This window comes from Acidovorax sp. KNOB132 (genome assembly GCF_057541515.1).
Window position 1 is genome coordinate 1 of the sequence record NZ_BAAJYT010000504.1, and the last position, 1,456, is coordinate 1,456.

Sequence of the window (1,456 nt, forward strand, 5' to 3'; positions counted from 1 at the left end):
TTTTTCGACCAGCTTGCCCTCGTGGTCGTACACGTCCTGCACGGTTTTGACCCAGCGCGTGCGGATGTCGTCCGACAGCTGGCGGCAGCTTTCGTCGGCCGCGCCGTAGGCGGCGAAGCCTTCCACCGCCATCCACTGCAGCGGCGCCCAGCCGTTGGGGCGGTCCCACTGCTCGCCGCTGGCGGTCTCCGAGGTGGACAGGCCGCCCCGCACCAGCAGGCGCCGGCGCACGGTGGCGGCCAGCGCATGGGCCTGCTCGGGCGTGGCCGTGCCGGTGAAGAGCGGCACCACGGTGGCGGCATTGAGCGAGGGACGCGGCGTGCCGGCCTGCCAGTCGTGGTCGAGGAAGGCGCCGGCCTCGGCGTTCCACAGCACGCGGGACATGGCCTCGGCGCGCTGGCGGGCCCGGTGGTCGAACGCGTCGGCCGTGGCCGTGTCGCCCACGCTGCGGCTCAGGCGGGCGATGGTGGTCTCGGCCTTGTGCAGCAGCGCGTTCAGGTCCACCGGAAGGATGCGTGTGGTGCCGATGGTGGACAGGGTCTGCGTGCGGCAGGTGCCGCAGGCGCCGTCGTCCAGCCAGCGCGCGCTGAAGTCCCAGCCCGACTCGGCGGCGGCGCGCAGGTCGCGGTACACCTCGTTTGCGGGGCGCTGGCATTGGGCGGCGGTCTCCACATCCTCGCGCCACGATTCCTCGCGCGGCGTGTCGCGGTCGTCCCAGTAGCGGTTGAGCACGGCGCCGTCCGGCAGCGCCACCACGCGGCGGTGGGCGCTGCCCGGGGCCAGGGTGTCGGCACCCTCCATCCAGAACTCGTATTCGCGCCGCATCTGCGGCAGGTACTGCGCGGCGCCGTGCCCCGCGCACGATTCGCACAGCTCGGCCATCAACGAGAACACCGGAGGCTGCGAGCGGCTCAGGTAGTAGGTGCGGGTGCCGTTGGGCACGTGGCCGTAGGTGTCGATGAGGTAGGCGAAGTTGTCCGTCATCGTGTGCAGCAGGTGCCGCCGGCCGCTGCGCACCAGGCCCAGCATGGTGAAGTACGAATCCCAGTAATACATCTCCACGAACCGGCCGCCCGGCACCACGTAGGCGTGCGGCAGTGCCAGCAGCGAGCCGCGCGGGGGGGTGGTGGGCCGGGTGGCGGGTGAGCTCGTCCCACAGCGCATCGATGTGCGCCGCCATGGTCAGCCCGGGTTCGACCGTGGGGCCGTCGCAGGCGCGGGTCTGGGGCTTGAAATGCCGGTGCACGAAGGCATGCAGGTCGAAGCCCGGCGCCTGGCACTGCGCGCGGTAGGCCGCGAGGATGGTCTCGGGCGGCTGGCGCGGGGCGCAGTCCACGAAGGCCTTGGAGTCTTCGAAGATGCGCTGGCGTTGCACTTCGATGAAAAGCTCTTCGTAGCGGTCCGCGGGCGTGTGGGTGTCGGCCGGCGGCGCCAGCGCGGCCGCGGCGCGCCGCGA

General features: G+C 72.0%; 2 protein-coding genes. One reads left to right on the top strand and one right to left on the bottom strand.

Annotated elements, in window-relative coordinates; genetic code table 11:
* A partial coding sequence (gene treF / locus AC27IO_RS24155; RefSeq protein WP_498741205.1) for an alpha,alpha-trehalase TreF occupies positions 1 to 1,164 on the bottom strand: 1,164 nt, incomplete at its 3' end.
* A 70-nt stretch (positions 1,165 to 1,234) separates the two neighbouring features.
* On the opposite strand from treF, the gene AC27IO_RS24160 reads away from it, so the two are divergent.
* A partial coding sequence (locus AC27IO_RS24160) for a hypothetical protein (protein ID WP_498741207.1) occupies positions 1,235 to 1,456 on the top strand: 222 nt, incomplete at its 3' end.